At 66.5% G+C, this 22,228-nt stretch carries 21 protein-coding genes; 7 read left to right on the top strand and 14 right to left on the bottom strand.

Translation table 11 applies throughout. From position 1 onward, the window contains the following. Nucleotides 1-15: 15 nt before the first annotated feature. The 4 genes from ACO2RV_RS10910 to ACO2RV_RS10925 form a co-directional block, all read right to left on the bottom strand. Nucleotides 16-870, bottom strand: coding sequence for a metal ABC transporter permease (locus tag ACO2RV_RS10910; RefSeq protein ID WP_423292765.1), 855 nt, complete (start codon nt 868-870; stop codon nt 16-18). Beyond that, nucleotides 857-1,813, bottom strand: coding sequence for a metal ABC transporter substrate-binding protein (locus tag ACO2RV_RS10915; RefSeq protein ID WP_423292767.1), 957 nt, complete (start codon nt 1,811-1,813; stop codon nt 857-859). The genes ACO2RV_RS10910 and ACO2RV_RS10915 overlap by 14 nt, the downstream gene beginning before the upstream one ends. 400 nt (nt 1,814-2,213) lie before the next feature. Next, on the bottom strand, nt 2,214-2,924 hold the full coding sequence (locus tag ACO2RV_RS10920; protein ID WP_423292769.1) for a hypothetical protein: 711 nt from the start codon (nt 2,922-2,924) through the stop codon (nt 2,214-2,216). 202 nt (nt 2,925-3,126) lie between these two features. Continuing rightward, nucleotides 3,127-3,396, bottom strand: coding sequence for a hypothetical protein (locus ACO2RV_RS10925; protein ID WP_423292771.1), 270 nt, complete (start codon nt 3,394-3,396; stop codon nt 3,127-3,129). Nucleotides 3,397-3,965: 569 nt separating this feature from the next. Here ACO2RV_RS10925 and ACO2RV_RS10930 point away from each other — a divergent pair. From ACO2RV_RS10930 to rimO, 3 genes are all read left to right on the top strand, one after another. After that, nucleotides 3,966-4,535: a hypothetical protein gene (locus ACO2RV_RS10930; RefSeq protein ID WP_423292773.1), complete on the top strand. Its 570-nt coding sequence runs from the start codon at nt 3,966-3,968 to the stop codon at nt 4,533-4,535. Nucleotides 4,536-4,691: 156 nt separating this feature from the next. Then, nucleotides 4,692-5,021: an antibiotic biosynthesis monooxygenase family protein gene (locus tag ACO2RV_RS10935; protein WP_423292775.1), complete on the top strand. Its 330-nt coding sequence runs from the start codon at nt 4,692-4,694 to the stop codon at nt 5,019-5,021. Between the two features lie 119 nt (nt 5,022-5,140). Next, complete coding sequence (gene rimO, locus ACO2RV_RS10940; protein WP_423292777.1) at nt 5,141-6,499, top strand: 30S ribosomal protein S12 methylthiotransferase RimO; 1,359 nt, start codon at nt 5,141-5,143, stop codon at nt 6,497-6,499. A 50-nt stretch (nt 6,500-6,549) separates the two neighbouring features. Here rimO and ACO2RV_RS10945 read toward each other — a convergent pair whose 3' ends face one another. The 8 genes from ACO2RV_RS10945 to ACO2RV_RS10980 all read right to left on the bottom strand — a co-directional run bounded on the left by ACO2RV_RS10945 (nt 6,550) and on the right by ACO2RV_RS10980 (nt 15,886). Further along, nucleotides 6,550-7,767, bottom strand: a complete 1,218-nt coding sequence (locus ACO2RV_RS10945; RefSeq protein ID WP_423292998.1) for a M20/M25/M40 family metallo-hydrolase — start codon at nt 7,765-7,767, stop codon at nt 6,550-6,552. Then, entirely contained in the window at nt 7,767-9,047 is a 1,281-nt protein-coding gene (locus ACO2RV_RS10950; protein ID WP_423292779.1) for an allantoate amidohydrolase, read from the bottom strand. Before ACO2RV_RS10950 ends, ACO2RV_RS10945 begins: the two co-directional genes overlap by 1 nt. A gap of 176 nt (nt 9,048-9,223) precedes the next feature. Then, entirely contained in the window at nt 9,224-10,306 is a 1,083-nt protein-coding gene (locus ACO2RV_RS10955) for a BMP family ABC transporter substrate-binding protein (RefSeq protein WP_423292781.1), read from the bottom strand. A gap of 102 nt (nt 10,307-10,408) precedes the next feature. Continuing rightward, complete coding sequence (locus ACO2RV_RS10960; protein WP_423292783.1) at nt 10,409-11,332, bottom strand: ABC transporter permease; 924 nt, start codon at nt 11,330-11,332, stop codon at nt 10,409-10,411. After that, nucleotides 11,325-12,401, bottom strand: a complete 1,077-nt coding sequence (locus tag ACO2RV_RS10965; RefSeq protein WP_423292785.1) for an ABC transporter permease — start codon at nt 12,399-12,401, stop codon at nt 11,325-11,327. The genes ACO2RV_RS10960 and ACO2RV_RS10965 overlap by 8 nt, the downstream gene beginning before the upstream one ends. Next, nucleotides 12,391-13,941: an ABC transporter ATP-binding protein gene (locus ACO2RV_RS10970; RefSeq protein ID WP_423292787.1), complete on the bottom strand. Its 1,551-nt coding sequence runs from the start codon at nt 13,939-13,941 to the stop codon at nt 12,391-12,393. The genes ACO2RV_RS10965 and ACO2RV_RS10970 overlap by 11 nt, the downstream gene beginning before the upstream one ends. A 185-nt stretch (nt 13,942-14,126) precedes the next feature. After that, nucleotides 14,127-15,104, bottom strand: a complete 978-nt coding sequence (locus ACO2RV_RS10975) for a quinone oxidoreductase family protein (protein WP_423292789.1) — start codon at nt 15,102-15,104, stop codon at nt 14,127-14,129. 32 nt (nt 15,105-15,136) lie between these two features. Continuing rightward, on the bottom strand, nt 15,137-15,886 hold the full coding sequence (locus tag ACO2RV_RS10980; protein ID WP_423292791.1) for a CDP-alcohol phosphatidyltransferase family protein: 750 nt from the start codon (nt 15,884-15,886) through the stop codon (nt 15,137-15,139). Between the two features lie 204 nt (nt 15,887-16,090). Between ACO2RV_RS10980 and ACO2RV_RS10985 the strand changes: the two genes are divergently transcribed. Beyond that, nucleotides 16,091-17,302, top strand: coding sequence for a UbiH/UbiF family hydroxylase (locus ACO2RV_RS10985; RefSeq protein ID WP_423292793.1), 1,212 nt, complete (start codon nt 16,091-16,093; stop codon nt 17,300-17,302). A 3-nt stretch (nt 17,303-17,305) separates the two neighbouring features. Here ACO2RV_RS10985 and ACO2RV_RS10990 read toward each other — a convergent pair whose 3' ends face one another. After that, on the bottom strand, nt 17,306-18,265 hold the full coding sequence (locus ACO2RV_RS10990) for an AEC family transporter (protein ID WP_423292795.1): 960 nt from the start codon (nt 18,263-18,265) through the stop codon (nt 17,306-17,308). 187 nt (nt 18,266-18,452) lie between these two features. Between ACO2RV_RS10990 and hspQ the strand changes: the two genes are divergently transcribed. After that, nucleotides 18,453-18,788, top strand: coding sequence for a heat shock protein HspQ (gene hspQ, locus ACO2RV_RS10995; RefSeq protein WP_423292797.1), 336 nt, complete (start codon nt 18,453-18,455; stop codon nt 18,786-18,788). Between the two features lie 80 nt (nt 18,789-18,868). Here the strand turns inward: hspQ and ACO2RV_RS11000 are convergent, their stop codons facing one another. Beyond that, nucleotides 18,869-19,636, bottom strand: coding sequence for an invasion associated locus B family protein (locus ACO2RV_RS11000; RefSeq protein ID WP_423292799.1), 768 nt, complete (start codon nt 19,634-19,636; stop codon nt 18,869-18,871). Between the two features lie 320 nt (nt 19,637-19,956). Between ACO2RV_RS11000 and ACO2RV_RS11005 the strand changes: the two genes are divergently transcribed. Both ACO2RV_RS11005 and ACO2RV_RS11010 read left to right on the top strand, forming a co-directional pair. After that, nucleotides 19,957-21,657, top strand: a complete 1,701-nt coding sequence (locus tag ACO2RV_RS11005; protein WP_423293000.1) for an extracellular solute-binding protein — start codon at nt 19,957-19,959, stop codon at nt 21,655-21,657. Between the two features lie 176 nt (nt 21,658-21,833). Then, complete coding sequence (locus tag ACO2RV_RS11010) at nt 21,834-22,166, top strand: hypothetical protein (protein ID WP_423292801.1); 333 nt, start codon at nt 21,834-21,836, stop codon at nt 22,164-22,166. Nucleotides 22,167-22,228 lie beyond the last annotated feature (62 nt).

Consider the following 22,228-nt stretch of genomic DNA (forward strand, 5'->3'; position numbering starts at 1 on the left):
CCCGCTTTCCCTGCCCTACCCTGCGCTCTCGCCGGCGGCGTGGCCGCGAGGCGCGTGGCCGTGTGGGTGGCCATGTGAGGTGTGGCCGTGCGGCGTGTCGGCGGCTCCCGACGGCGAATGGCCGAAGCGGGCCAGCACGATGGCCGTGGCGAGCGCGACGCTCACCAGAGCGCAGACGATGGCCGCACCAGTGGAGATGTCGAGGACAGCCGAGGCGATCAGTCCGATCACATAGCCGGCCGTGCCGATGTTGAAAGCGATCATCAGCCGCCAGCGGCGCGGCGCGTGCTGCGTGGCGAGCGCCGGCACGATCAGCGAGGCGAAGACCAGAAGCACGCCGACAATCTGCACCGAGGCGGTAATGACCACGGCGAAGACTCCGTAGAACAGGATCCGTTCCTTGACGAGATCGCGCAGATACCACACCGCGAGCGCCACGGCCGAGATCAGCCCGAGCACGACGAGCTGGGTCTGCGACACCCAGAGAATCTGCCCGACCAGCAGTTCCTTGAGATATTCCGAGCCATTGGGGCTGTAGGACAGCAGCACGATCTGCAACGCCGCGGCGACGATGTAGAGCACGCCGATGATGGCCTCCTGGATTGCCGGGAAGCGTTTGTCGGTCCAGGTGAGCAGCAGCGAGCAGCCCACGGCCGCGCCGACCGCGCTGAGCTGCACGGCCCAGCCGGTGGTCGCACCGAGCATCAGGTTGCCGAATACCACGCCGAGCGCGGCGACCTGCGCCAGCGCGATATCGATGAAAATGATGCCGCGGCTCAGCACGATGGCACCGAGCGGCACGTGGGTGGCGAGAATAAGCAGCCCCGCGACCAGCGCGGGGCCAAGGATGTCGAGGCTAAGTGCGTTCACGACCGGCCAGTCCGTCCAGCAGGCGATCGACCGAATCCTTGTAGAGACCGAAGAGGTCGTTCGCCTCCGGCGTGCCGCCGACGGTGAAGGGCAGCTTCACCACCGGAATCTTGGCCTTCTCGCCGACATAGCGCGACGCGCCCGGATCTTCGTAAGGCGCATATACGATGAAGCGGATTTTCTGCTTCGGCACATCGTCGATGATCTCGGTGAGATGGGCGGGCCCGGGTGCCACGCCCGGTTCCGGCTCGACGGTTGCGGCGGTCTTCACGCCGAGCCACTTCAGCAGATAGACCGAATGGCCGTGCTGAACGGCGATGTTCACGCCCTTCAACGGCGCCGCCTTGCCCTGCAGCTCCTTCGTCAGAGCGGTGAGCTGGGCGATGAACTTCTTGGCGTTCTCGCCATAGACGTCCTTGCCTTCAGGATCGAGCGCGATCAGTCGTTTGGCGAGCTGGCCGGCGACGAGGCGGACATTGTTCGGGTCGCCCTGGATGTGGGGGTTGCCCTCGCCGTGCATGTGGCCCTTGTCGGCTTTCTTTTCGCCGTGGCCGTGATCATGCTCGTCCTGGTCGTCCTCGATCAGCTTCACGAACTCGCTGGCCATGAAGTGGCCGGGCTTGCCCTTGGTGATCTTGGCGTTGCCGGCGCGCTCGAGCATGGCCGGGAGCCAGCTGTCCTCCAGCCCCGCCCCGGTGCAGACGATAAGGTCCGCCTTGCCGAGCGCGGCGATGAGGCCGGGAGTCGGCTTCATGCTTTCGGGATTGTCGAGCGCGGAAGTCGCAAGCGTCACGTTGGTCAGGCGATCGCCACCGATCGCCTTCACCAGCGAGGCCCATTCCGGCACGCAGGCGAACACCTCGGGCGGCGCCGCCTTGGCTGCGGTTGTTCCGACCGTGAGAGCGAGCGCCGCGCCGACTAGCGCTGTCGCAACTGTCTTCATCCGTTCTATCCCCCGAAAGAACAACGCCCTCGCAAATGGCGCTGCGCCTCAATGAAGTCACGATTTCGCCTTGCCGCCAAACGGAAATGAGGCAATCCCGCACGTGCCCCTCCGCGGCCGACAGACGTCGAACTGCCGCGTCACATTAGTTGGAACGGCCCTCGATCAAAAGGACTTATCGTAATTGTGGCAAGTTTTGAGCAGGAAACAGCTTGAGATTGCGGCGTGGCGCCCTAGCGGAAGCCACGGCCGGGTGTTTAACGGTCCGGTTGCCGCTATTCGCCGGCCGGCGGTGGTATAATACTTCGAAAATCGTACTAAAAATCCACACGCCCTCAGCATTGCTTCGTTGGGGCTGGGGTATGCGATTCGCGTCGGGCGCCGTTTCTGCCGCGTCGCTCTAGCCGCCCTTGGGCCACGGGCTGAGCGGCTTCCATTCAGGCAGCGTCCAGCCCGGCACCGACCACATCTGCATTGGTGTCCGCGAGCTCCGGCCGCTCGGCGGGGGTGATGCAGAATCGGCCGACGTCACCGGCCTGTCAGCGGCCACGCTCTTGCGTGCGTCCAGAAAGGCCTGCGTCTGATCGAGGATGATGTCGCGAACGACCGGCGCCGTCGGCAACTGCGCATGGCTGACGAAGCGAGCACCGGAGGCCCAGGCATCAATATTGGTCGCGCCGCTCACATTGGCGAAGCCGGGACCATGAATGTTGATGCAGCGCGGCACCTTGCAGGCCGGCGGCGCCGGGGCGGCATCGATGGTTATGACGAGCGGCGCGGGCTTGAGCGCCCGAGCATAGCGCAACGCCGTCTCCCCGCCCATGGAGTGGCCAATGATGATGTCGGGCGCCACGCCATTGGTGCGGGTCATCAGGTGAGAATCGGTGAGTGTGCGGAACCCCTGCTGTTGCAGCGGGCGCGCGAGTGCCGACACGCCGACATAGTCGTTTTCGACATACACGCCGAGCCCGTCCAACAACAGAACGAGAGGGCGTGTCGCCTCGGGTGCGGTCTCGCCACCCTGGACCGTCGATTGTGCATGCGTCGCAGAAACAAGCGCAACGACGAAAGTCGCTGCGAAGGCTGCAGATACCAGTTTGCGCGTCGTCACTTAGCTCTCGATGCCTCGCCGCTCGCTCCGGCCGGGACCGGCCTCCGTTCAGGCAGGTAGCCATGCGGAGGACGGGAGGCAATTTCATGGCGGAACGGCGAAACCCGACAGCAAACAGGACCCGACCGCAAGCAGCATCGATCTGTCGAGCGATCCGGGGACAGGGATGCGTTCGCCGCCCTGCCCGGTCATGGCACTGGTCTCAAGCGGCGTGCCGCCAGCCGGGATGGTGCGGCTGTAGCCCACAGGCGACCGACCACGTCTCGAACGCGACCCAGGCATCGTGCTGCTGGTGGTCGTCGCGCGCGGCCTCCATCTGGGCGAGCAGCATCTCCGCGAAACGGCCGAGGCGGTCATGACGCAGCGAGCGGATCAGCCTGATCGCGCAGTCCAGAGTCGCGACCGGGATTTCCTCGTTCCCGACACGCAGGATCAGCGGCGAGGGTTGGAATGTGGTGGTGTGGTTTGACATGCTGGATCTCCCTATCGAAGCGGCGATTTTTATTGGGTGCTTCGCCTGGCCTGGCCGGCAGAGACTGCGATCATTGGAACGCTAGCAACGCGGCGTGGCATTAAAATGACACTGTCAAGGAAATTGATTCAGCGCTGATTTAAGATATACGGCCGGCTGCCCATCCGTTCAACACCTTTCGGTGATCGATGTTGATGTTCAACATGAAGAATATGGAACATCGTACATGGCATTTGGCATTCCAGTGAATTTCCTAGCACGCACGCCGCCGCCCGAATGGTCAAAGCAAATTCATCGTTCATATATCGCAATATGTAGACACGTGTTCAAAACTCTAAACGTATAAATGCCGTCACCCCAGCGCCATGTTCGTGGTATGCCAGAATCAAGACAGTTATTTGATTAAGATAAACATTATCTATACATCGGCAACGGTCAAAATTTTGCAGACGCGAGATGAAGATGTATTCATTGCTGCCATGCAGCAACGAATACATATTGCATCAACGCATGCGCATCATGTTACGTTAGGTTTGGACGGCACGAAGACCGTCTGAGGAGGAAACGCCATGAACATCCGTATCAAGGTCGCGGCGCTCGCCGCGGCGGTGAGCCTGCTCGGCTTCGCGCCGGCTATGGCGCAGGAAGAAGCGGCCCATGTGAAGCCGGCAACGGCTTATGTGAAGAAGAATATCGAGCCCTGGCTCAGCGATCCGGTGATCGTCGCCGCGGTCATCGAGTCCAACAAGCAGCACCGCCGGCTCATGCAGGAGGACATCGCCGCGCTCGACAAGGCATGGGTTGCCAAGGATCCGGCGCTGATCGACAGCATCCGGAAGAATAAGCTCTCCGAGTTCCTGATCCAGAAGAAGGAGGCTTCCGGCGGCGTCATCACCGAAGTCTTCGTCATGGACAATCGCGGCCTGAACGTCGGCCAGACCGACGGTACGTCGGATCTGTGGCAGGCCGACGAGGCCAAGTGGCAGAAGACCTACGCGGTCGGCCCCGGCACCATCTTCGTCGATAAGGTCGAGGAAGAGGACGGCAAGAAGATCGCCCAGGTCAGCGTGACCATCGCCGACAAGGACGGAGCGATCGGTGCCGCCACCTTCGGCATCGATGTGAGCAAGCTGAAGTAACACCGGTTCCGGTCGTCTCTCCCCGGATATCGGCGGGCGGCGAAAGCCGCCCTCTTTTTTCCGGTGGTCGCCGCCGCCGATGCGTCCACGTCGCATCGACCGTGCACTCGCGATGGTCTAAGTCTGCCTGGCCGGGCAGACCAAGGAGAGAAAGCCATGTTCCTCGCGATGAACCGCTTCAAGGTGAAACTCGGATCGGAAGCCGAGTTCGAGACCGTCTGGCGTGAGCGCGACAGCCACCTCAAGACTGTGCCGGGCTTCAAGGCCTTCAACCTGCTGCGCGGCCCTTCCAAGGACGACCACACGCTCTACGCCTCGCACTCGGTGTGGAACTCGCGCGCCGATTTCGAGGAATGGACCCGCTCGGAAGCCTTCCGCCTCGCCCATCGCAGCGCTGGCGGCAACAAGCCGCTCTATGTCGGCCATCCCGAGGTCGAGCTGTTCGACAGCGTCATCGCACTCGCGGTCGACGACAAGGCGGCCTGAGCGCGTCCGGCGCTTCACATGCAGGTCATGCAAGGCTGGGCGACGGGCTGCAGAGTTGACGGACGCCGCGGCGTGCCGTAACCGCTCGCGATCCTGAAAATCGCGGGTCCCGATCGCTCATGGCCGACATTGCGGCGTCCGACGCCTTTTCCTCCGTGCGCTCCGATGCGCCGCGCGTGTCCTTCGTGTCGCTGGGCTGCCCCAAGGCGCTGGTGGATTCCGAGCGCATCATCACCAGCCTGCGTTCGGAGGGCTATGAACTCTCGCGCCGTCACGAGGGCGCGGACGTCGTCATCGTCAACACCTGCGGCTTCCTCGACAGCGCCAAGGCCGAGAGCCTTGCCGCCATCGGCGATGCGCTTAAGGAAAACGGCAAGGTCATCGTCACCGGCTGCATGGGCGCCGAGCCGGAGCAGATCCGCTCCGCTTATCCCGGCGTGCTCGCCGTCACCGGGCCGCAGCAATATGAGAGCGTTCTGGCGGCTGTGCATGAGGCGGTGCCGCCCTCGCACGATCCCTTCGTCGATCTCGTGCCGCCGCAGGGCATCAAGCTCACGCCACGTCACTATGCCTATCTAAAGATTTCAGAGGGTTGCAACAATCGCTGCACCTTCTGCATCATCCCGAAGCTGCGTGGCGATCTCGTCAGCCGGCCCGCCGCCGACGTGCTGCGCGAAGCCGAGCGACTGGTGGCGGCCGGGGTGAAGGAGCTTCTGGTCATCTCGCAGGACACCTCGGCCTATGGCGTCGACGTGAAATACGCGGCGAGCCAGTGGAAGGACCGGGAGGTCCGCGCCCGCTTCCTCGATCTCGCCCGCGAGCTCGGCACGTTAGGGGCTTGGGTGCGCATGCACTATGTCTACCCCTACCCGCATGTCGACGAAGTGATCCAGCTGATGGCGGACGGCGTGATCCTTCCCTATCTCGACATTCCCTTCCAGCATTCCTCGCCGACCGTGCTGAAGCGCATGAAGCGCCCGGCCTCGAACGAGAAGACCCTCGCCCGCATCCTGAAATGGCGGCAGGACTGCCCGGAGTTGACGCTGCGCTCCACCTTCATCGTCGGTTTTCCCGGCGAGACCGACGCTGAGTTCGAGGAGCTGGTCTCCTTCCTCGACGAGGCCGAACTCGACCGCGTCGGCTGCTTCAAATATGAGCCCGTCGACGGCGCTCCGGCCAACGATCTTGGCGCGGCCGTGCCGGACGAGGTGAAGCAGGAGCGCTGGAACCGATTCATGGAGGTGCAGCAGCGCATCAGCGCGCGGCGCCTCAAGCGCAAGGTCGGCACGCGCCAGCAGGTGATCATCGATTCCGTCGGCCCGACCGTGGCCATCGGCCGCTCGAAGGCGGATGCGCCGGAAATCGACGGTGTGGTCCATGTCGCCTCGCGCCGGCCCCTGCGGGTCGGCGAGATCGCCACGGTGAAGATCGAGCGCGCCGACGCCTATGACCTTCACGGCACGGTAGTCGGCTTCTAGCTATCTTTCAGCGTCATCCCGGCTGGCCGGGATGACGCCCGAGAGGGTCGTCATTCCGCCCTCAACAAATCCCGCAGCGTCGCCTCGATCACCCGCGTCGCCGCGTCGAGATCGCGGATGCGCACATGCTCGTCCGCCGCATGCGCGTTCGCCTCGAGGATCGAGCGCGGTCCCGCACCATAGAGCACGGTCGGTATGCCGGCCGCGGTGTAGTGGCGGGCGTCGGTATAGAGCGGCACGGCGGTCGCCGACGGCGTCTCGCCCAGTATCTCGGCCGCGTGCTTCTGGAGCGGCTCGACCAGCCTCTCGGTGCCCGGCAGCGTGCGCAGCGGCTCGGCGAGGATGATCCGCCGGCACTCGATCTCGATGCCCTCGCGACCCGCCACGGTGGCCTCGATCAGCCGGGTCAGCTCCGCCTCGACGACAAGCCCATCCTCTTCCGGCGTGAGCCGGCGATCGATGCGCAGGCTGATGCGGTCGGGCACGACGTTGGTGTTGATGCCACCGGAGATCAGCCCGACCGTGATCTTCGGCGAGCCGATGCCCGGCGTCGGGCTGGTGAAGCCATAGAGCCGCCGCCGCTCGGCATAAATCGCTGTGAGGATCGCGTTGGCTGCCTCCAGCGCGTCGGCGCCAGTCTCGGGCAGGGCCGCGTGGGCCTGCTTGCCGCGCACCACGATCTCAAGATGCAGCGCGCCGTTATGGGCGACGACGATGGCGTAGGAGAAGCCCGCCGAGATGGCGAAGTGGGGCCGGGTGATCTCGTGCTCGAGCAGCCATTTCGGTCCGAGGAAGCCGCCGGCCTCCTCGTCATAGGTGAAATGCAGCTCGACTGTGCCCTTCAGCCCTTCCGGGCGCTGCTTCAGACCGAGCAGCGCGAAGGCGTAGGTGGCGACGTCCGATTTCGACACGGCGGCGCCGCGCCCATAGATCGCCCCGCCCTTCTCTTCCGCGCCATAGGGATCGAAGGTCCAACCCTGGCCCGGCGGCACCACGTCGCCATGGGCGTTGAGCGCGATCACGGGGCCGCCGGCGCCGAAGCGCTCGCGCACGACGAGATTGACCACCGACTTCATGCCATGAGCCTTCACGAAGGGCTCCGGCACAACATGCCGCTCGACGGTGAAGCCGAGCTCTTCCAACAGCCGTCCCGTCACCTCGGCGTGCGGGGCGCAGTCGCCGGGCGGATTGTCGCTCGGCACGCGCACCAGAGCTTTGAGGAAGGCGACCTCGCGCGCAAGCTGCGCGTCATCGTCGGCAGGAGGCATCACGTCTGTACTCCGCCCGTGGCGTCGCCGATCTGCGGGAGCTTGAAGCGTTCGATGAAGCGCACCAGCGCGGCGGCGGCCAGCCCCATGTCTTCAGGCGAGGCATATTCGGCCGGGTTGTGGCTGATGCCGCCACGGCAGCGCACGAACAGCATGCCGATGGGGCACAGCTTCGACATCGCCTGCCCGTCATGGCCGGCGCCCGAGGCCATTGATACGGAGCTGTGGCCCAGATCGGCGATGGCGTTGCGCAGTCGCAGCTGCAGGTCGCGGAAGCACGGCACCGTGCCAACCTCGTGGAAGGCGGAGATCACCACGCCGAGATGGCGCAAATCGGCGATGCGGTGCGCCTCGCGCTCGAAGCGCTCCAGTGCCTCGCGACGCGACATGTCGGAACCCGAACGCAGGTCGACGGTGAACACCACGCGCGAGGGGATGACGTTGATCGAGCCGGGGTCGATATGCATCCGCCCGACGGTGGCCACCATGCCGTGCCGGTCCGCCTTGGCGATGCGCTCGACCGCCAGCGCCATCTCGGCAGCGCCGAGCAGCGCGTCGTGACGCATGCGCATCGGCACGGTGCCGGCGTGGCCCGCCTCGCCGGTCACGGTGACGGACAGCCGCGTCGCCCCGGCAATGGCCGTGACGACGCCGAGCGGCTCGCCCTCGGCTTCCAGCACCGGACCCTGCTCTATATGCGCCTCGATATAGGCGATGACCTTGCTGGGGTCATAGGCCGCGGCAGGAATATCGTCGGGGTTCTTGCCATAGGCGATCAACGCGTCGTGGTAACTGATGCCGTCGGCGTCGCGCATGGCGAGAGTGGCCGGTGAGAAGATGCCGGCGGCAGCGGCCGAGGCGGAAAGCGTGCTCGGGAAGCGGGTGCCTTCCTCGTCGCCGAAGGCCAGCACGTCGATGCCAAAGGGGCGCGTTACCCCGGCCGCCCTGATCGTGTCGAGCGCGAGAATGCCGAGTATGACGCCCATGGCGCCGTCGTACTTGCCGGCATTGCCGACGGTGTCGATATGCGAGCCAATGAGCAGGCGGGGGGCGTCCGCGCCGGCCGGGTGCCAGTGGCCACGCACGGTACCGACCGCGTCCTCGCTGACATCGAGCCCGGCTTCGCGCATCCAGCGGCCGACGAGATCGGCGGCGCGGCGGTGCTGCGGCGTCAGGAAGAAGCGCGTGAGGTGATCGGGGCTTTCGGAGATGGCGCCGAGTTCTTCGATCATCGCCGCCGCGCGCGCCCCAAGCGCGGCGATGTCCAGCGGAACGCTCATGGTGTCGCTTCAAGCCTCCGGCCGTGCGGAAGCCGGTGAATCCGCGGCCCCTCGCTGCCCCGTCTGGCGGAATCGCACATGAGCGCCGCTTTGGCAACGCAGGCGCGACCGGCGGCAGAAACGGAAACGGCGGCGCCCATGGGAACGCCGCCGTCCGGATCGCGCGTGCGCGGTGCCTACTTGGAGCCCGGCACCTTGTCGGTGATGCCCTTCACGTACCAGTTCATCGACAGGATGTCCTTGTCGGGCAGGACCTCGCCCTCCTTGACGACCGGCTTCCCGGACTGGTCATAGATCGGGCCCTTGAAGGGGTTCAGTTCGCCGGACTTGATCTTGGCCTCGGTCGCCTGCGCCATCGCCTTCACGTCGTCCGGCATGTTGGTGTAGGGCGCCATGACGACCTCGCCATCCTTCATGCCGCTCCATGTGTCGGTCGACTTCCAGCTGCCGTCCATCGCCGCCTTGACGCGCTCGATATAGTAGGGCGCCCAGTTGTCGACGATGGAGGTCAGCTGCGCCTTCGGCCCGAAGGCGATCATGTCGGAGGCCTGGCCGAACGCCTTGACGCCGCGCTGCTCTGCGGCCTGCATGGCGGCCGGGCTGTCGGTGTGCTGGGAGATCACGTCGGCGCCCTGATCGATGAGCGCCTTGGCCGCGTCGGCCTCCTTGGCCGGATCGAACCAGGAGTTCACCCAGACGATCTTGACCTTGATGTCGGGGTTCACCGACTGCGCGCCGAGCACCAGCGCGTTGATGCCGGCGATGACTTCCGGGATCGGGAAGGAGGCGATGTAGCCGATCGTGCCCGTCTTGGAGGTCTTGGCCGCGATCTGGCCGAGGATATAGCGGCCCTCATGGAACTTGGAATTGTAGGTCGAGACATTGGCGGCGCGCTTGTAGCCGGTCGCGTGCTCGAAATAGACCTTGGGGTAGCGCTTGGCGACCTTCAGCGTCGGCTCCATGTAGCCGAAGGAGGTGGTGAAGATCAGCTTGTTGCCCGCGCGCGCGAGCTGCTCGATCACGCGTTCGGCGTCCGGGCCCTCGGGAACGTTCTCGACATAGGTCGTCTCGACCTTGTCGCCGAACTCCTTCTCCACCGCCTTGCGGCCCTGGTCATGCTGGTAGGTCCAGCCGAAATCGCCGACCGGGCCGATATAGACCCACGCCGCCTTGAGCTTCTCCTGCGCGCTGGCCTGCCCGATGCCGACGAGCCCGAGGCCCGCGGCGACGGCGACCGCCATTGAAAGAATCTTGCGCATGAACGTCTCAGCTCCCGTCTTCACCTGCGGCTTTCACTGTCACCGGGCGCGGCCGCGACGCGCGTCGGGAGGCCGCGGGAGCGGCCGGAGGTGGATTGCCCGTCAGCGATCGGGCACGAAAGGCACGCCGAGCGAGGCGGGCGCGCCCTGCCCGCGCTTCAGCGCCGAGATGACGACCAGCGCCGCGATCGTCGCGAGATAAGGCAGCGCCGACAGCAGCTGCGAGGGAATGCCGAGGCCAAAGCCCTGCACATGCAGTTGCAAGATTGATACCGCGCCGAAGAGATAGGCGCCGGCCAGGAGCCAGAGCGGCTTCCAGGCGGAGAACACCACCAGCGCCAGCGCGATCCAGCCCCGTCCCGCGGTCATGTCGCTGGCCCAGAACGGGGTGTAGGCAAGCGAGAGATGCGCACCGGCGAGCCCCGCGCAGGCGCCGCCGAACATCACCGCCAGCGTGCGGATCCTGCGCACGGGATGGCCAAGCGCATGCGCGGCGACATGGCTCTCGCCAACCGCGCGCAGCACCAGTCCGGCGCGGGTGCGGGCAAGGCCGTAGGTGACGAGTGCGAGCAGCGCGATCGAGGCATAGACGAAAGCGTCCTGGCCGAACAGCGCCTGCCCGACAATGGGGAGATCGCTCAATCCTGGAATGGACAGCGCGGGCGCGGCATCGATGCGCGTTCCGACGAAGGGCGAGCCGATGAGCCCGGCCACGCCGAGGCCGAGGATGGTGGTGGCGAGGCCGGAGGCAACCTGGTTGGTCGCCAGCCAGACCGCGAGCACGGCGAAGACCAGCGAGAGCGCAATGCCGGCGAGAACGGCGGCGAGCGTGCCCAGCAGCAGGCTACCGCTGCCATAGGCCGTGGCGTAGCCGACCGCCGCGCCGACGATCATCATGCCCTCGACGCCGAGATTGAGCGTGCCGGCCCGCTCCGCCACCAGTTCGCCGAGCGAGGCCAGAAGCAACGTCGTCGCCGCCGCCACGACGCTGGCGAGGACGGCTCCGATGATGGCGGCATCAAGCATGGCTGGTCCCCTCCACACGGCGGATGCGGTAGCGGATCAGCACATCGGCGGCGAGAATGGCGATCAGCAGCGTGCCCTGGAACACGCGCGTCACGTCGAAGGGCAGCCGCATGGAAATCTGTGCCGCCTCGCCGCCAATATAGGTCAGCGCCAGCACCAGGCTCGCCACCAATATGCCGACCGGGTGCAGCCGCCCGAGCATCGCGGCGATGATGGCGGTGAAGCCGTATCCCGGCGAGATGGAGGGTTGCAGATTGCCGATCGGCCCGGCCACCTCGATGATGCCGGCAAGCCCCGCCAGCGCGCCGGAGACGGCGAACACGCCATAGGTCACGCGCCGCTCGTCGAAGCCGGCGAAGGCGGCCGCGCGCGGTGCCGAGCCGCCGAGCTCGATGGAATAGCCGATCAGCGTGCGCCCCAGCACGAAGGTGGCGACCGCGACGACGATGAGCGCGATGAGGATGCCGCCATGCATACGCCCCTCCTCCATCAGCAGCGGCACGGTGGCGACAGGGTCGAAGGTCACGCTCTGCGGGAAGTTGAAGCCCGCGGGGTCCTTCCAGGGGCCGCGCACGAGATAGTCGAGCCCGAGCTGGGCGACATAGACCAGCATCAGCGAGGTCAGGATCTCGCTGGAGCCGAAGCGCGCCCGCAGAAAGGCCGGAATCAGCCCCCACAGCGCGCCCCCGAGCGCCCCCAGCACCAGCATGGCGGGCAGCACCCACGGGCCCGCCTCGGTGCCGTTCGTCGCCAGCGCCAGCCAGGACCCGACCACCGCGCCGGCGACATACTGCCCTTCGGCGCCGATGTTCCAGCGGTTGGCGCGGTAGCAGAAGGCGAGCCCGATGCCGATGATCAGCAGCGGGCTGGCCTTGACCACCAACTCCTGCAACGTCCAGGGGTCGAGCAGCGGCTCGACGAAATAAATGGTGAAGGCGCGCACGGGATCGTGGCCGAGCGCGACGAACATCACCGCGCCGACGATCAGCGTGAACACCAGCGCCAGCAGCGGCGCCGCCGCCAGCCGCAGGCCGGAGACGTGCTCCTGCCGTTCGAGCCTAAGCGGCATTGGCGCCCTCCCCGGCTTCGCTGTGATGGGCGCCGCCCATGGCAAGGCCGATCGCTTCGCGCGAGGTCTCGGCGACCGGCACCGGCACCGTCAGGCGCCCCTCGCTCATCACCGCGATACGGTCGGTGAATTCGAGCAGTTCGTCGAGGTCTTGGCTGATCACCAGCACGGCGCAGCCCTCCGCCGCTTTCTCGCGCAGCGTGGTGCGGATGAAGCTGGCGGCGGCCGCATCGACGCCCCAGGTCGGCTGGTCGACGACGATCAACACCGGCTCGCGCAGCACCTCGCGGCCGATGACGAATTTCTGCAGATTGCCGCCGGAGAGCCGGCGTGCCTTGGGATCCTTGCCGCCGAAGCGCACATCGAACCGCTTCACGATCTCCTGGAAGCGCGCGAACAGCACGGAGCGGCGGATCACGCCGATTTTCACGATCTCGCCGTCGCCATGCGTTGTCAGCAGCACGTTGTCGGACAGGCGCATGTCGGGCGCGGCGGCATGGCCGAGCCGCTCCTCGGGGACGAAGCCAGCCTTGAGCGCACGCCGCTGGGTCGGCCCCAGCGCGCCGGCGGGAATCTTGTCGATGACGATGCTTTCGGGGTCCTTGGCAAGCTTCTCACCCGACAGCGACTCGAACAGCGTGGTCTGCCCGTTGCCGGCAACACCGGCGATGCCGACGATTTCGCCCGCCCGGATCTCGATATTGATGTCGTGCAGCGCCGAGCCGCGCGAGCCGTCGCCCACGACGTTCAGCCCACGCACCAGCAGGCGCGGCTCGCCCAGTTCATGCGTCACGTTGCGCGGCGTGCGCGGCACCTCGGCCCCCACCATCAGACGGGCGAGGCTTGACGAGGTCTCCAGCTTGGGATCGACCTCGGCGATGAACCGGCCAGCCCGCAGCACCGTGGCGCGGTGGCAGAGCCGGCGCACCTCGTCCAGCTTGTGGCTGATGAATAGCACCGCGCGGCCCTCGCCGGTCAGCAGGTCGACGGTACGGAACAGCCCTTCCGATTCGTCCGGCGTCAGCACGGAAGTAGGCTCGTCGAGGATGAGCACGCGCGGATCGCCGAGCAGGCAGCGCACGATTTCGACCCGCTGGCGCTCGCCGACCGACAATTCGCCGACGCGGCGCCAGGGCTCGACCGACAGCCCATAGCGATGCACGCACTCGTCGATGCGCGCGGCCAGGGCCGGCAGCGGTTCGTGACCGGGCAGGCCGAGCGCCACGTTTTCCACCACGGTCAGCGCGTCGAACAGCGCGAAATGCTGGAACACGACGCCGACGCCCCTGGCGCGGGAGGTGGCGGGATCGGGGAAGACGATTGGCGCGCCGTCATAGAGCAGCTCGCCCGAATCGGGCTGCAGCAACCCGCACATCATCTTCACCAGCGTCGACTTGCCCGCGCCGTTCTCGCCCAGCAGCGCGTGGGTCTCGCCCGCGCGGATGGCGAGGCTGACATTGTCATTGGCGACGAGGGCGCCGAACCGCTTGGTCAGGCCCACCGCTTCGAGAAGGGAGGCGGGCACGCCATGCTCAGCCATGCCATGCACCTCGCAGAGCCAGGGCGGATGAGGGGCGGGGCTCGGGGTGCGGCACGCGATTCATGCGGTCTCGCGGGGGGCGGAGGGACTGTCGCGAAGCATGGCATGCTCCGTTTCCGGAGCAAGCCTAAACTCTGGTCCATCCGGTCCGAATTCTGGCGCGTTTCGCGCCATCGGCAGGTATCTCAGGGTAGCAGGACGGTCGAGCCCGTGGTGCGCCGCGCCTCGAGTTCGCGATGCGCTTCGGCGGCGTCGGCGAGCTTGTAGCGCTGGTCGACGGCGATCTTCACCACGCCCGAACCGACGACCTCGAACAGGTCCTTCGCATTCGCCACCAAGGCGTCGCGTGTGGCGACATGGGTGAACAGCGTCGGCCGCGTGGCGTAGAGCGAGCCCTTCTGCGACAGCGCCAGCAGGCTGAAATTCTGGATGGCGCCCGAGGCATTGCCGAAGCTGACGAACATGCCGCGCGGGCGCAGGCAGTCGAGCGACGCGGGATAGGTCGCCTGCCCCACGCCGTCATAGACGACGTCGCACAGCGCGCCCTCGGTGATCTCCTTCACCCGCGCCACGAAATCCTCGTCACGGTAGTTGATCACATAGGTCGCGCCATTGGCGCGGGCGAGTTCGCCCTTTTCGGCGGAGCCGACCGTGCCGATCACCGTCGCGCCGAGATGCGACGCCCACTGGCAGAGAATGAGCCCGACGCCGCCGGCCGCGGCCTGCACCAGAATCGTATCGCCGGCCTTCACCGGATAGGTCTGGCGCAGCAGATAGCGGGCGGTCATGCCCTTCAGCATCATCGCCGCCGCGGTCTCGTCGGGGATCGAGGCTGGCAGCTTGAGTAGCGGCGCGGCCGACATCACCCGCTCGGCGCAATAGGCGCCGAGCGCGGTGCCATAGGCGACGCGGTCGCCGGGGACGAAATCCGTCACACCCGCGCCGACCTCGACGATGACGCCGGCAGCCTCGTTGCCGGGGATGAACGGCAGGCCGTTCGGCGCGGGGTAGAGCCCGCTGCGGAAATAGGTGTCGATGAAATTGAGGCCGATGGCGGTGTGGCGAACCTTCACCTCTCCAGGGCCGGGAGACCCGACCGCAATCTCCTCGAACTTCAGTACCTCGGGCCCGCCGAGTTCATGAATCCGCACTGCAGACGGCATGTCGGTCTCTTACGTTTCGGGGAAGATAAGCCTCAGTCCGCCGCCGGCGTCTTGCGGCGGAACGGAATGAGGCCGAACAGCAGGAAGTAGAGCGCGCAACCGGCCAAGGCGACGATGACCCAGGTCGGCGGGCGCAGCCCATCCACCACGGCGACGATGCCAAGCACCGCCCACACGGCGAGGAGTGCAATGGTGATGAGGCGCAGCCGCACCACGCGGAAAGGATGCACGAACTTGATCGGCAGGAAGGTGCCGATCGACAGCGCGGCAATGATGGCGGCGATGATCCACGGGCTCATCGGGATCAGGAAGAAGTAGAACACGACGAGGTTCCACACCGCCGGAAAGCCCTGGAAATACAGGTCGTCGGTCTTCATCTCAGTGTCGGCGAAATAGAGCGCGCTGGTCAGCAGGATCGCGGCGCTCGCCGGCACCGCCAGCCAGGCCGGCATCATGCCGCTGGTCGCCACGGCGAAGGCCGGCACCAGCACATAGGTGAGATAGTCGACGACGAGATCCAGCGTCTCGCCGGACCAGCGCGGCAGCACTTCCCACACCCGCGCCTTGCGGGCCATGCTGCCGTCGATGCCGTCGACGAACAGCGCGGCGCCGAGCCAGGTGAACATCAGCGCCCAGTTGCCCTCGACCGCGGCGATCAGTGCCAGCAGGCCGAACACCGCGCCCGACGCGGTGAACAGATGCACGGCGAAGGCAACCGTCTGCCGACGGGTCGGGCGCTCGTGCAGCGCCTTCTCCACCAGCGATTTCGACGTTACCGCCATCGCATCTCCTCCCGCGCCCGCCGGATCGGCCGGGTCGTCTTTCGCTTGTTCCGCGTCAAGCATATAGCACACGCCCGCATTGATCCGCATTGCCAGACCACGCGGCCCTGCTTATCCCACACTCCTGCGCAGGCTTATAGTCCCGCAAGCGATTGGCGGGCACGCAATTGGCCTATGCGCAGTGAAGCGACGCAGGAGGTCGGCATGGCATCTCGTTTCAACGCCGGAAGGACGGTCGCGGTCGTCGGAGGCGGCGCAAGCGGGCTGGTCACCGCCCTCGCCCTCGCCGCCGGCGGGCTGCATGTGACGTTCGTCGCGCCCCGCCGGGCTCCTGATCCGCGCACCACCGCGCTGATGGACGGTTCGGTCAAGGCGCTGCAGGCGCTCGGCGTGTGGCCGGCGCTGCTGCCGAACGCGGCGCCGCTGCGCGTCATGCGGCTGATCGATGGCACGAGGCGGCTGCTGCGGGCCCCGGAAGTCGACTTCCGCGCCGGCGAACTCGGGCTCGACGCCTTCGCCTGGAACCTCGAGAACGAGCCGCTGCTCGCCGCGCTGGACGCGGCCGTCGCCGGACACGCCGGAATCGAGCGGATCGAGGCCAGCGTCGTGACGGTGACGGACGGGCCCGATGCCGTACGGATCGAACTCGATGACGGGCGCGTCCTCAACGTCGCGCTGGTTGCGGCGGCGGACGGGCGCAATTCGCCCTGCCGACGGGCGGCGGGCATCGAGATGCGCATGCGCGAATATCCCCAGGTCGCTGTCACCGCGACGCTGGCGCATGCGCGACCCCATGGCGACATCTCGACCGAGTTCCACACCGAGACCGGACCGTTCACGCTGGTGCCGCTTCCGGGCGAGCGCTCCAGCGTCGTCTGCGTCGTCTCACCGCGCGAGGCCGAGCAATTGATGGCGCTCGATGCTGACGCCTTCGCGCGGGTGATGGAGCGCAAGGCTCACTCGATTCTCGGCGCCATGCGGCTGGATTCGCCGCGCGGCAACTTCCCGCTCAGCTCCCGCACCGCCACCAGCTTCGCCCGAGGGCGCATCGCCCTGATCGGCGAGGCGGCGCACATCATCCCGCCGATCGGCGCGCAGGGCCTCAATCTCGGCATTCGCGACGCGGCGACCCTGGCCGAGCTGGCCAGCGCGGCGGCAAACAGCGGCGAGGACATCGGCGGCGCCAGCGTCACGGAGGCTTATGAGCGCCGCCGCCGGGCGGATGTGGAGAGCCGCAGCTTCGCGGTCGACCTGTTCAACCGCTCGCTGCTGTCGGGCTTCGTGCCGTTGGCCGGGCTGCGTGGCTTCGGCCTCTGGCTGCTGGGGCGCTCGCCGCTGCTGCGCCGCGCCGTCATGCGCGAGGGCGTCGGGCCGACGCGCGATGTTCCGCGCCTGCTGGCCGGGGAGCGGCTCTAAGAGTCAGCGCAGGCCGTGCGGCAGCATGTCGTGCTGCAAGGCGTAGAGCATCAGCGTGACGGTGACGACCGACACGACCGTACCGATCAGCACCCCGCCTGAAGCCCCATCGACATAGGTCTCGTACTGCTTGGCCATGATGAAGGCGTTCAGCGCCGGCGGCAGGCTGGCCATCAGCACGGCGGTGGCGATCCACACCGGCTCGAAGCCCCCGACCGTGGTCAGCACCAGCCACACCAGCGCGGGATGGACCAGCAGCTTGACGAGCAGCAGCGCGGGAACCTCGCTCTGCATGCGGTCCATCGGGCGTAGCGCCACCGAGACGCCGAGCGTGAACAGCGCACAGGGTGCGGCGGCGTTGCGCAAGAACTCCAGCGTCTTCTCGATCGCCCCCGGCGGGTGGAACTCGATATAAGCGGCGAACACGCCGAGGAAGGTCGCGACATTGAACGGGTGCGTGACCACCCGGCGCACCACCAGCCACGCCGTCGCGCCAACGCTACGCCGGTCGCGGCCGCCGATGGCCATCATGATCGGTATGATGGTGAAGAAGAACAGGCTGTCGAACACGAAGATCAGCGCGGTCGGCACCGAGGCCCCTGCCCCGAGGGCGCCAAGCGTCAGGCCGGGGCCCATATAGCCGACATTGGAATAGGAGCCGACGATGGCGGCGATGGCCGCTTCCGGCAGGTTGCCGCGGCGCAGCGACAGGCCAACGGCGAGCGACAGCGCGAAGCACGCCGCCGTCGAAAGCGTGGTCGCGGCGATAAAGCGCCCGTTGGTCAGCTCATGAAAGGGTGTGCGAGCCACCAGCGAGAAGAACAGCGCCGGCAGCGCGACATAGATGATGAAGAAGCTGAGCCAGGCGAGGCCGCTCTCGGGAATGCGCGCCAGCCGGCCGCATCCCAGCCCGAGAAAGATCACACCGAAAAAGGGAAGCGCTAGCGCCAGGACCTCGGCCATGGCTGTTGGCTACCGACTCGCCGGAAGAGGGTCAATCGGTCTTTTCGAAGGGCCACCTTCTCGCCCGGGGCATAGTCGTTGCATGATGCGCACATGGCACGGCGGCTTTGCCGCGCGCAGCGGCACGCGCGGTTGACAGGCCTCCGAGCGGCCCTTACGGGTCGCGCCCTAGGGAAAGGCGCATGGCATGATGAAGGAGCGGCAGGCGAAGTACCGCATCGGGCAGGTCGTGCGCCATCGATTCTATTCATTTCGCGGCGTGGTGTTCGACGTCGACCCCGAATTCTCCAACACCGATGAGTGGTGGGAGTCGATCCCGGAGAACATTCGCCCCACGACCAAGGATCAGCCGTTCTACCATCTGCTGGCGGAGAATTCGGAGACGGAATACGTCGCCTATGTTTCCGAGCAGAACCTGGAGCCGGACACCTCCGGCGAGCCGGTGCGTCATCCGCAGGTCGAGGAGATGTTGAGCGCCGACGGCGACGGCGGCTGGCGGGTGCGCAGCGAGCGCCTGCAATAGGCGCCTCCGGCGTTCGCATCAGCGCTCCATATGAAAACGCCCGGCACTTGGCCGGGCGTTTCTTTAGTGGCGGGCGCCGCTCACTGCGCGGGCTGCGCGCCCTTGAGCTTCTCGGCGCCGAGCTTCTCGAGGCCGGCCTTGGTCTGCTGCTCGCGGGCCGCCGCTTCCGAGCGGAGCTGGTCCTGGCGGGCCTTCACCTGTTCCTGGATCTTCTTGACCTGCTCGTCGAAGACCTTCGGGTCGGTCTGCGGACCGTCATAGACCTTGGCGAAATCGCCGAGCCCGATCGGGTAGGAGATGAGGCGGCCGACGGCGTTAGCGACCTGCAGCGTCAGGCCCGGGGCCTTCTTCATGCGGTCGACGAACGCCTGGTCGACCTGGATATCGCCGCGGCAGACCTGCTGGTCGCACATGATGAAGGTGCCGAGCACCGGCTGCTCGTTGGCCAGCGCGACACGGAAGCCGTTGCGCAGCAGCAGCCCGGTCGGGAAGGAGACGATGAAGGCCTTCTTCGGATCGTCCTTGATCTCGAAGATACCGAAGCGGACGAGGAACTGCCCGGTGTCGGTGATGATGGTCTGCTCCATGTTGCAGACCTCCTTCTTGATCGCCGGCTCTTCCTGGCAGCGCTTCACCCACGGAATCGGGATCGCGGGAATCTGCTGGTTGGCAGCCTGCTGGCCGGCGGCCGGGGCGGCCTGTTGCGGCGCAGCCGGCGCGGCGGCGGGCGCCGCGGGTTTGGCGGGCTTTGCCGGCTGCTGGGACTGCGCGTTGGCCGCGGTGCCGAGCATCGCCAGCGCGAGAATGGCGCCGGCAGCAGAGCGCGCGAGTGTCGAGCGTTTGGTCATATCGAAATCCTGTCGTTCGGCCCGCAACGGGAGTGTGGTTGGCGGACGTCTCGGCGCCAGCATGGGACCTTGGGCTGTCTCATGCCCAATTGAGGCGAGACAGTGACCCTTGGTCATATCCAGACATCCGTCCGTGCTAGACATGTTGGCCTGTGCGCGAGTCGATTCTGTGGTGGCCTGGGAGCGTAAGCGTGACCGATATCGCCCGCCGCGCCTTCATACGCAATGCTGTATTTGCCGGCGCTGCCGTCACATTGGGGCCGGCCTTCCCACGCGATGCCGCCGCTCAGGGGAGCGGACCGGCGCGGCACGGCATCGCGATGCATGGCGATCCGCTCTATCCCGCCGGTTTCCAGCACTATGCCAGCGTTAATCCCGACGCTCCCAGGGGCGGACGGCTGGTGCAGGGTGCGGTCGGCGCGTTCGACAGCCTGAACCCCTTCGTGGTGCGCGGCACGGCGCTGCCCTTCGTGCGCTGGAACATCGTGGAGAGCCTCATGGCGCGCTCTCCCGACGAAGCGTTCACCTGCTACGGCCTGCTGGCACGCTCCATCGAGACCGACGACGCCCGGACCCACGCCACCTTCGAGATCGACCCGCGCGCCCGCTTTTCCGACGGGCGGCCGGTGACGGCGGACGACGTGCTGTTCTCTTTCGAATTGCTGCGGGCCAAGGGACGGCCGAACCACCGCAGCTATTACGGCCGGGTGGCGAAAGCCGAAGTGACTGGCCCGCTGACCATCCATTTCGATTTCGGCGTGGTCGATCGCGAATTGCCGCTGATCCTCGCCCTGATGCCCGTGCTGGCGCGCCATGCGGTCGACCCGGCGACCTTTGATCAAACCAGCTTCACCGCGCCGCTGGGCAGCGGCCCGTATCGCACCGCCGAGGTGAAGCCCGGCGAGACGGTGGTTCTTCAACGCAACCCGGCCTATTGGGGCCGCGACCTGCCGGTGAACCGTGGCAACTTCAATTTCGATACGCTGCGCTACGATTTCTACCGCGACGTGAACAGCCTGTTCGAGGCGTTCAAGCGCGGGCTCTACGACATACGCTTCGAGACCGATCCAAGCCGCTGGAAGACCGGCTACGACATTCCCCCCGTGCGCGACGGGAGGATCGTCAAGGAGGAGATCGAGACCCGCACGCCCAAGCCCTATTCCGCGCTGATCTTCAACATGCGGCGCGACATCTTTGCGGATGCCCGCGTGCGCCAGGCAATGGTCGAGCTGTTCGATTTCGACTGGGCCAACCAGAACCTGTATTTTGGCCTCTACCGCCGCAATGGCAGCTTCTATGACGGCTCGGAGCTCTCCTCGCGCGGCCGGCCGGCAAGTGCGCGCGAGCGCGAACTGCTCGCCCCCTTCCCCGACGCGGTGCTGCCCGAAGTGATGGACGGCACATGGCTGCCGCCGGGCTCCGACGGTTCCGGGCGCGACCGCACGCAGCTCAAGCGAGCGCTGGAGCTGTTCGCTGCGGCGGGCTGGGAGCTGAACAAGGGCGCGCTCACGGCGAAGGACGGCCGCCGCTTCGCACCTGAAATCGTCGTCGGCACCAAGGACCAGGAACGGCTGGCGCTGGCCTACCAGAACATGCTCCGGCGTGCCGGCGTCACGCTCAACATCCGGCTCGTCGACAATGTGCAGTTCGAAAGCCGCAAGCAGAATTACGACTACGATATCGTGCCCTATATCTGGGACCAGTCGCTCTCGCCCGGCAACGAGCAGGCGTTCTATTTCGGCTCGGCCGCCGCCGACACTCCGGGTACGCGCAATTTCATGGGTCTGAAGAGCCCTGCGGCGGATGCGATGATCGCCGCTTTGCTGGCGGCGCGCGAGCGGACGGATTTCGTCGAGGCGGTGCGCGCGCTCGACCGCGTGCTGATCTCCGCGCGCTTCTCGCTGCCGCTGTTCTATACGCCGGGCCAGTGGATCGCCCGCTGGCGGCAGATCGAGCGGCCGAAACAGCTGGCGCTCGCCGGCACGCTGGCGGAAAGCTGGTGGCGGGCGCCTGGAATCTGAGTGCCCGCGCGCTGCGAAACCGGCCGCCGGAGTCTGCCGGTTTCGTTGACCTTGCCCGCACGAAACGCTGGACAGTCCCGGCGGAAAAGGTTCCTTAAGGGCGGGCTGCCTCGCAACTGCCGGACACCGTCTGGCAGAGTCCGCGCCGCCCCAAAGGATCATTTCGGAGTTCGTCCATGCGTTACGCTGCGCTTTTCGTGATCGGGCTTTGCGCCGCCGGTGCGCTTCCCGCCAGCGCCCAGCAATCGGTCACGGTCCACCCCAAGCAGCAGCCGCAGGTCGGTGGCGAAGGCGGGCTGGAGATCAAGATCCCGCCGATCAACAACCCCAATTACCTCGATTACGGCCCGCTGCCGGACAATCCCGGTGCCGATAAGAGCCAGGACTACATGAACCAGGCCGGAGGCAACGATCCTGACATGTCCGGCCCCGGCTCCGACAATGACGCGGATATCCTGCCTGACAGCGACGGCGCCTATAACGGCCCGATCCCCGGCACGCCGTTCTGAAGCTGTTGCCCTCGCCTCGGCGATAGAGCGATCCCGGACGGGCCGGTGGCCGTCCGGGACGT

This window comes from Ancylobacter sp. VNQ12, assembly GCF_049445835.1.
GTDB lineage: Bacteria > Pseudomonadota > Alphaproteobacteria > Rhizobiales > Xanthobacteraceae > Ancylobacter.

What these genes read in the sequence shown, in the direction of transcription:
- ACO2RV_RS10915 (WP_423292767.1), bottom strand. Translation starts at nt 1,813, where the DNA reads ATGAAGACAGTTGCGACAGCGCTAGTCGGCGCGGCGCTCGCTCTCACG.
- ACO2RV_RS10925 (WP_423292771.1), bottom strand. Translation starts at nt 3,396, where the DNA reads ATGTCAAACCACACCACCACATTCCAACCCTCGCCGCTGATCCTGCGT.
- ACO2RV_RS10930 (WP_423292773.1), top strand. Translation starts at nt 3,966, where the DNA reads ATGAACATCCGTATCAAGGTCGCGGCGCTCGCCGCGGCGGTGAGCCTG.
- ACO2RV_RS10935 (WP_423292775.1), top strand. Translation starts at nt 4,692, where the DNA reads ATGTTCCTCGCGATGAACCGCTTCAAGGTGAAACTCGGATCGGAAGCC.
- rimO (WP_423292777.1), top strand. Translation starts at nt 5,141, where the DNA reads ATGGCCGACATTGCGGCGTCCGACGCCTTTTCCTCCGTGCGCTCCGAT.
- ACO2RV_RS10945 (WP_423292998.1), bottom strand. Translation starts at nt 7,767, where the DNA reads ATGCCTCCTGCCGACGATGACGCGCAGCTTGCGCGCGAGGTCGCCTTC.
- ACO2RV_RS10950 (WP_423292779.1), bottom strand. Translation starts at nt 9,047, where the DNA reads ATGAGCGTTCCGCTGGACATCGCCGCGCTTGGGGCGCGCGCGGCGGCG.
- ACO2RV_RS10955 (WP_423292781.1), bottom strand. Translation starts at nt 10,306, where the DNA reads ATGCGCAAGATTCTTTCAATGGCGGTCGCCGTCGCCGCGGGCCTCGGG.
- ACO2RV_RS10960 (WP_423292783.1), bottom strand. Translation starts at nt 11,332, where the DNA reads ATGCTTGATGCCGCCATCATCGGAGCCGTCCTCGCCAGCGTCGTGGCG.
- ACO2RV_RS10965 (WP_423292785.1), bottom strand. Translation starts at nt 12,401, where the DNA reads ATGCCGCTTAGGCTCGAACGGCAGGAGCACGTCTCCGGCCTGCGGCTG.
- ACO2RV_RS10970 (WP_423292787.1), bottom strand. Translation starts at nt 13,941, where the DNA reads ATGGCTGAGCATGGCGTGCCCGCCTCCCTTCTCGAAGCGGTGGGCCTG.
- ACO2RV_RS10975 (WP_423292789.1), bottom strand. Translation starts at nt 15,104, where the DNA reads ATGCCGTCTGCAGTGCGGATTCATGAACTCGGCGGGCCCGAGGTACTG.
- ACO2RV_RS10980 (WP_423292791.1), bottom strand. Translation starts at nt 15,886, where the DNA reads ATGGCGGTAACGTCGAAATCGCTGGTGGAGAAGGCGCTGCACGAGCGC.
- ACO2RV_RS10985 (WP_423292793.1), top strand. Translation starts at nt 16,091, where the DNA reads ATGGCATCTCGTTTCAACGCCGGAAGGACGGTCGCGGTCGTCGGAGGC.
- ACO2RV_RS10990 (WP_423292795.1), bottom strand. Translation starts at nt 18,265, where the DNA reads ATGGCCGAGGTCCTGGCGCTAGCGCTTCCCTTTTTCGGTGTGATCTTT.
- hspQ (WP_423292797.1), top strand. Translation starts at nt 18,453, where the DNA reads ATGATGAAGGAGCGGCAGGCGAAGTACCGCATCGGGCAGGTCGTGCGC.
- ACO2RV_RS11000 (WP_423292799.1), bottom strand. Translation starts at nt 19,636, where the DNA reads ATGACCAAACGCTCGACACTCGCGCGCTCTGCTGCCGGCGCCATTCTC.
- ACO2RV_RS11005 (WP_423293000.1), top strand. Translation starts at nt 19,957, where the DNA reads ATGCATGGCGATCCGCTCTATCCCGCCGGTTTCCAGCACTATGCCAGC.
- ACO2RV_RS11010 (WP_423292801.1), top strand. Translation starts at nt 21,834, where the DNA reads ATGCGTTACGCTGCGCTTTTCGTGATCGGGCTTTGCGCCGCCGGTGCG.